The organism is Mongoliitalea lutea (genome assembly GCF_014652135.1).
GTDB classification, from domain to species: domain Bacteria; phylum Bacteroidota; class Bacteroidia; order Cytophagales; family Cyclobacteriaceae; genus Mongoliitalea; species Mongoliitalea lutea.
The window spans coordinates 1-7,975 of sequence record NZ_BMYF01000040.1 but is presented as its reverse complement, the minus strand read 5'-3'; the positions used below and the strand labels follow the sequence as shown (position 1 = coordinate 7,975).

The 7,975-nt window shown below is 40.8% G+C and carries 1 protein-coding gene and 1 CRISPR repeat array; the gene reads right to left on the bottom strand.

Features of this window, described 5'->3' with window-relative positions; genetic code table 11:
* Positions 1 to 382: 382 nt before the first annotated feature.
* Positions 383 to 7,314: direct repeats of the CRISPR family, unit length 30 nt; unit sequence ATTTCAATTCCTGTATGGTGCGATTGAGGG.
* A 205-nt stretch (positions 7,315 to 7,519) separates the two neighbouring features.
* Complete coding sequence (cas2, locus tag IE080_RS19145; protein WP_189586736.1) at positions 7,520 to 7,783, bottom strand: CRISPR-associated endonuclease Cas2; 264 nt, start codon at positions 7,781 to 7,783, stop codon at positions 7,520 to 7,522.
* Positions 7,784 to 7,975: the final 192 nt, after the last annotated feature.

The following is a 7,975-nucleotide window of genomic DNA, read 5'->3' as shown; positions in this document are numbered from 1 at the left end:
TTGTAGCAAAGAGTAATTACCGGACTTACCAACCGATCCGGAATTGGGTCGCATTGGATGCTAAGATGGTGTTTTTGTATAAGTGCTGACCCAGATTTGTAATCTAAGTCCGTAGATACATGAGGATTTGTAATCCTCTAGGCTAACCTTTTTAAAGTTTAAGAATTTTTGGCTTAACAAGACGGTTTTCCTTAGGAGATTGCAAATCTCCGTTTATCTGTTTCCCGAAATTGCAGATTTTGAGAAGAGGGGGGTACGAAGAATTTTTTAATTCTTGTATGATGCGGTTAAGAGGAGAAGTTAAGTTTCCGCATTGGGATAATCCTGCCCTACAGTCTGGCCCCTCACTAAAAACCTTCACAGAAGGTTTTTTTAACGTTCGGTCCTAATTCCTGTATGGTGCGATTGAGGGTCTGAATGTAGTTAGGAGAGCAGATGCTTTTGCTTAATTTCAATTCCTGTATGGTGCGATTGAGGGAATGCCGTCAACGCTTTTTCAGTGTTCAATAACCGATTTCAATTCCTGTATGGTGCGATTGAGGGTGCAAGCTTAGAACCATGCGTAATTAACCTTTCCATATTTCAATTCCTGTATGGTGCGATTGAGGGAATCAGAAAGTTCTTCACTTCCTCCGTCAAACAAGATTTCAATTCCTGTATGGTGCGATTGAGGGTGATACAGGCAAGACCGCTGATGATTGGGATGCACTATTTCAATTCCTGTATGGTGCGATTGAGGGACGTTTTAGCGTACAAACTTTGTACGCTTTGTAAATATTTCAATTCCTGTATGGTGCGATTGAGGGAAGGATGCACAAATCCCTTCGGTGGCTTCTTGCCTAATTTCAATTCCTGTATGGTGCGATTGAGGGTTGAGAGTAGTTTAGGTGAAGCTCGTCACGTCTTATATTTCAATTCCTGTATGGTGCGATTGAGGGGGCAGTTTTAACAGGATATCCTGGGATGTTAAACTTATTTCAATTCCTGTATGGTGCGATTGAGGGCTTCCAATTATGCGCTTAATCTGATGGCTGAGGAAAATTTCAATTCCTGTATGGTGCGATTGAGGGTGGTGGAACTGATCCGTTCCTTGATCATGTCAGTCTATTTCAATTCCTGTATGGTGCGATTGAGGGGAGATTAGAATTAAGGAATATGTTAGGTTCTAAACTATTTCAATTCCTGTATGGTGCGATTGAGGGTTACCATTTTTTGAATTTTACCATCGAAAGAAAGCGATTTCAATTCCTGTATGGTGCGATTGAGGGCCTAGCAGGCCTAAGGATCACTAATCCTGAGAATAAATTTCAATTCCTGTATGGTGCGATTGAGGGCCTCAGGAAACCAGTTGAGCATCTCGACTAAGAAAAATTTCAATTCCTGTATGGTGCGATTGAGGGTGCCAAGCTAGAGGACTGGCAGGATTACTATAAGTTATTTCAATTCCTGTATGGTGCGATTGAGGGGAGATTAGAATTAAGGAATATGTTAGGTTCTAAACTATTTCAATTCCTGTATGGTGCGATTGAGGGTGCCCAAGCTGTCGGTCTGCATCCCGTCAAAGAGCAATTTCAATTCCTGTATGGTGCGATTGAGGGAACATTTGCCCAGTTCAGAAATGCAGTGGTATGGTTATTTCAATTCCTGTATGGTGCGATTGAGGGGATGGTACTGTGCTGCTCTACCTTCGGGTAATCATATTTCAATTCCTGTATGGTGCGATTGAGGGAATTTTATCAATCACAAAACAGAACAGGACAAGAAAATTTCAATTCCTGTATGGTGCGATTGAGGGCTTTTGGAATGGGTATTGCATTATATTGGCATCTTTATTTCAATTCCTGTATGGTGCGATTGAGGGGATTGCCACTGGTGATCGTAAGAAAGTGTACATGCTATTTCAATTCCTGTATGGTGCGATTGAGGGCGCATTACTTCGCAAATTTGGAAGACATAGAATTAGATTTCAATTCCTGTATGGTGCGATTGAGGGTAGGCCGCATCAAAAAGGAGCAATTGCACGAATCATATTTCAATTCCTGTATGGTGCGATTGAGGGCCTCTCATTTCGTAGTTGTTTGGATTGGTTGATAAGATTTCAATTCCTGTATGGTGCGATTGAGGGTGTTTGTTAATATCCCATTTGAAACACAATTTCCTTATTTCAATTCCTGTATGGTGCGATTGAGGGTATGGAAAGGCTTTCGCATGAATATCAAATAACCAATTTCAATTCCTGTATGGTGCGATTGAGGGTTTGATAGGCCTCAACTCATAAGGGGTGGATCTAAATTTCAATTCCTGTATGGTGCGATTGAGGGATGAAGAAATTTTGCAAAAAGTCACAGCTCAATTATATTTCAATTCCTGTATGGTGCGATTGAGGGCTTAGATTTAGATAGGTCTTTCAAATTTGAACCGTATTTCAATTCCTGTATGGTGCGATTGAGGGTTGCAGTAGGTGGGGCTATTTCATTAATTCCTACATATTTCAATTCCTGTATGGTGCGATTGAGGGAGTTCAATGATGGTGGATCCGTCTCAGTAGAAAAAAATTTCAATTCCTGTATGGTGCGATTGAGGGACGAGTGAAACCGAGGTATCAATGATTGAAATCCAAATTTCAATTCCTGTATGGTGCGATTGAGGGTATAATATCGCCACCGCTCCCGATAGCCTCACCGATATTTCAATTCCTGTATGGTGCGATTGAGGGGTGCGAATTCGAGTTGGGGAGCCTTATTTGGATCATATTTCAATTCCTGTATGGTGCGATTGAGGGTCTTGGATTTGGAAAGGTCTTTCAGGTTTGAACCGTATTTCAATTCCTGTATGGTGCGATTGAGGGTTAGGCGGGTTACCTGTAAACGAGGTAGGCGATATATTTCAATTCCTGTATGGTGCGATTGAGGGGTTAACGTTACAGTTGAGACCTCGGATATAGTTAAATTTCAATTCCTGTATGGTGCGATTGAGGGGCTAAATCTAAAGCGGCTTTTTGCGTTCTATCAAATATTTCAATTCCTGTATGGTGCGATTGAGGGTAGACTGGAATATGGCGATAGGAATAGCGATATAATATTTCAATTCCTGTATGGTGCGATTGAGGGTGTTTTTTGTGCATTTGACCAACAAATGTACTTGATATTTCAATTCCTGTATGGTGCGATTGAGGGTCCCGATTGGTTACCTATGCCCGAACTGACAACTTCATTTCAATTCCTGTATGGTGCGATTGAGGGCAGGCGTCGGGGTGAAGTCAGCGGCATTGATCTGATATTTCAATTCCTGTATGGTGCGATTGAGGGTTGCATGGTCCATCATCATGTCCTCGAGGTAGCAGTATTTCAATTCCTGTATGGTGCGATTGAGGGCTCGACCGATTTTGGTTTGCGCATGAGGATGATATATTTCAATTCCTGTATGGTGCGATTGAGGGACAGCCGAATATGATCGCCTACGAGCTAAATTAAAATTTCAATTCCTGTATGGTGCGATTGAGGGCACAACTAGCAACATTGACTGGGGTGATGGAAGCACATTTCAATTCCTGTATGGTGCGATTGAGGGTTTTTACTTTTATCGTAATTTATTACTTTTATTTCAATTCCTGTATGGTGCGATTGAGGGTCAACCCTAAGAATGCCACTCGGTAACATCAAACTCATTTCAATTCCTGTATGGTGCGATTGAGGGTCGGCCTCTACATACTTTTGGTAATCCTTCTATCCAATTTCAATTCCTGTATGGTGCGATTGAGGGAGCACAAATAATGGTTCAATCAACGACTAGGTTTAAATTTCAATTCCTGTATGGTGCGATTGAGGGTTCGACAGATGCAAATAACGCTATCGAGTTGGGTAGATTTCAATTCCTGTATGGTGCGATTGAGGGTTGGCAAGCTCATAGCCATTATCGTTGCTATGCCATATTTCAATTCCTGTATGGTGCGATTGAGGGTATAATATCCCCGCCGCTTCCAATTGCTTCACCGATATTTCAATTCCTGTATGGTGCGATTGAGGGCAGATTGGAGCTAACTAGTAGCACAATCTATTTCCAATTTCAATTCCTGTATGGTGCGATTGAGGGTGGGGGATTCAATGGCATGGCTTCCCTTATAATTTTATTTCAATTCCTGTATGGTGCGATTGAGGGACACATCCAATCCAAATGGAAGCGCCTCCGAAAGTGATTTCAATTCCTGTATGGTGCGATTGAGGGTTGGGGGGATTTGGTGCATCGCTATCCGGTAGGCGAATTTCAATTCCTGTATGGTGCGATTGAGGGCCGGATAATAACCTTGGATTGATCACTCCTGCAAAATTTCAATTCCTGTATGGTGCGATTGAGGGAATGGCTGTAAGGTCTAAAAAGAACGGTTCTGTTAAATTTCAATTCCTGTATGGTGCGATTGAGGGTTTATTAATTGTACTGGTATAACCTCGATTCCTATATTTCAATTCCTGTATGGTGCGATTGAGGGTGGTTAACCTTTTAATCTTTTCTTCCTCAATTAATATTTCAATTCCTGTATGGTGCGATTGAGGGTTTTCATTCAGGGTTATTTGAGAGTGAAGAATATTTATTTCAATTCCTGTATGGTGCGATTGAGGGTTCCTAGAATAACCGCTATAATTGCGACTATTGCGAATTTCAATTCCTGTATGGTGCGATTGAGGGAAAAAGGCAGCACGTAGAAAAGCGAAAAAGGATATATTTCAATTCCTGTATGGTGCGATTGAGGGTCTCAAGGAGGTTTTTTTGAAACAGCATTTAACATATTTCAATTCCTGTATGGTGCGATTGAGGGAGTCTATTCGTTAAAGAAATAGACTCCTCTAACTCCATTTCAATTCCTGTATGGTGCGATTGAGGGTTTGGTTTTAAAAACATTGTCTTCCAGTCAGTCAAATTTCAATTCCTGTATGGTGCGATTGAGGGATTCGAAGTACTCCAAAGGGTATTCAATATGGTACTATTTCAATTCCTGTATGGTGCGATTGAGGGTCAAGCCTATCTTAGGAAATGACCTTTGGGATGTATATTTCAATTCCTGTATGGTGCGATTGAGGGCTTCTAGCACTTCTCCTTCCTCTGTGTGGTAAGTATATTTCAATTCCTGTATGGTGCGATTGAGGGACTCCTACAGTGATGGAACATTTTCTCGTAAGCCATATTTCAATTCCTGTATGGTGCGATTGAGGGCTAGGTAATATTTTGCACTTAAAGCAGGATTAATCTATTTCAATTCCTGTATGGTGCGATTGAGGGTTCGTCAGATGCAATTTTATTAACCGACAATGCTCTATTTCAATTCCTGTATGGTGCGATTGAGGGTTTCTTCTCCGTAGCCAAAAAGATCACGGGCATCTCATTTCAATTCCTGTATGGTGCGATTGAGGGCTAGGTAATATTTTGCACTTAAAGCAGGATTAATCTATTTCAATTCCTGTATGGTGCGATTGAGGGTTTTGACCATGGTCGGGAAGATCTTAACTACTCCGTATTTCAATTCCTGTATGGTGCGATTGAGGGTTTTTGATTAGCGATCGTGATATAAGCTTCTTTTCCATTTCAATTCCTGTATGGTGCGATTGAGGGTTCGATTAATGAATCTGCTAATAACGCCATCTCAAAATTTCAATTCCTGTATGGTGCGATTGAGGGAACAAATGATTTACAATGCTTAATCAATCTTTGGAAATTTCAATTCCTGTATGGTGCGATTGAGGGTGAATTTTCATTTTTGAAGCCGTATAGCTTAACAAGATTTCAATTCCTGTATGGTGCGATTGAGGGATGCCTTGTTTAGAAATGATGATCCACTATTACCAGATTTCAATTCCTGTATGGTGCGATTGAGGGCCAGCTTACCGCAAGTCAAGACTTGATCACAGCGAGATTTCAATTCCTGTATGGTGCGATTGAGGGCCTTGTGGGAATGCGATGTTAGCGGCTGTTTTTATATTTCAATTCCTGTATGGTGCGATTGAGGGTTGCGTTCCTGCTTTGAAATCCCCCATGATTTTCAAATTTCAATTCCTGTATGGTGCGATTGAGGGTTGCTAACATCGTCTGGTTAGTCAGGCATCTTGACAGATTTCAATTCCTGTATGGTGCGATTGAGGGTAGATGGCTGCATATCGTCTATCACCTACTACCAACATTTCAATTCCTGTATGGTGCGATTGAGGGTTTGCTTCATCGATCGTGAGATTCAAACCTATTTTATTTCAATTCCTGTATGGTGCGATTGAGGGCTTGGAGGTAGATCGCTTTGAGTCATTCTTCAAGGGATTTCAATTCCTGTATGGTGCGATTGAGGGAAAAGATATCCATCAGTATCCCAAATCTGAAGGATAATTTCAATTCCTGTATGGTGCGATTGAGGGCCACTGACCACGATCACCGTAAGGCATGGATGAGGATTTCAATTCCTGTATGGTGCGATTGAGGGTGCATTCTTAGCTTCAATCGCTACTGTTTCAGCGTTATTTCAATTCCTGTATGGTGCGATTGAGGGTTTTGCTTCATCGCCTCGACCTGTGGAGTAGTTAAATTTCAATTCCTGTATGGTGCGATTGAGGGAAAGAGAGTAAAACCTATGCTCTTTTTCGTTTTTAGATTTCAATTCCTGTATGGTGCGATTGAGGGCGTGAGAGGGTTTACTCTGTTAACCATGTATTCAAATTTCAATTCCTGTATGGTGCGATTGAGGGTATGATGAGTCTACTGCTAAGTTCAAGTATTACACATTTCAATTCCTGTATGGTGCGATTGAGGGTTGGAAGATTACCCGGAAGGCCTGCCAATCAGCAGAATTTCAATTCCTGTATGGTGCGATTGAGGGGCGCATTCAAATCAGAGATAGTATCCTCACTCGCTGATTTCAATTCCTGTATGGTGCGATTGAGGGATGCCATATTGCCTTATATACAAGTGCCGGTGGCATATTTCAATTCCTGTATGGTGCGATTGAGGGCGACAGATACACGCTATTTCTGATTGGATTGACTTAATTTCAATTCCTGTATGGTGCGATTGAGGGCGCTATAAGCCGCTTTGGTGCCTGTAGAATAGGCAAATTTCAATTCCTGTATGGTGCGATTGAGGGGTGGTATTTCAAGCCTTGTATCTGCAAATAGAACTGATTTCAATTCCTGTATGGTGCGATTGAGGGCGGGAGGGCCAAAGTGAAAGAGGTGTGGAAAGAACTATTTCAATTCCTGTATGGTGCGATTGAGGGAATAAGGTAAACAGCAATCAGTAACCAATGCTTTTATTTCAATTCCTGTATGGTGCGATTGAGGGTCGTCGAAACGGAATACTAAAATAGGCCTTTTTGAATCAATCTGGCTGTTTTAGATGATTAATTTATTGGTGAAAATGCGTCGATCTTAAATGCTCTATTTTATCCCTAGCTTCGACAATTTTTTAATATGTTGTTCGTCAGTACTTTATCAGTATATTAGGTCATGAGGATTTGACCTTTTTTCTTTTTTGCTACCTTCGACAACTAAAGAAAAGTATCCAAATCATTTTTTTCCTGACCAATAACTTCCTTATCCAGCCACTTTTCTTCCCTACTTTTAAATACAATTAAGCTATCTTCTTCGATTTTCATGATTTTTTTTGCGTTGATAATTAACTCTTTGTATTTCACCTCTGTAATTTCTCCTTCAAATACTGAATTCTGAATCCAGTTCAAGTATTTTCTGCAAAGTTTCAGCATCTTGCCAACTCGCTTTTCTCCGATATCGTAAACTAGAATGATGTACATGGTTGAATTATTGAATTAAAGAATTACTGAATCACCCAAACCCATCAATCCTTCAGCCCTTCAGTACTTTACCCCTTCATTTATTTAATTTTGAATCACTAGTGTCCGACTAAAGTCGGCCATTAGTGAAAATTGTTTGAAAGGAATAAATATAGCTACTCTTTCTGTTATGAATGAAAAGTAAGCCCCTAT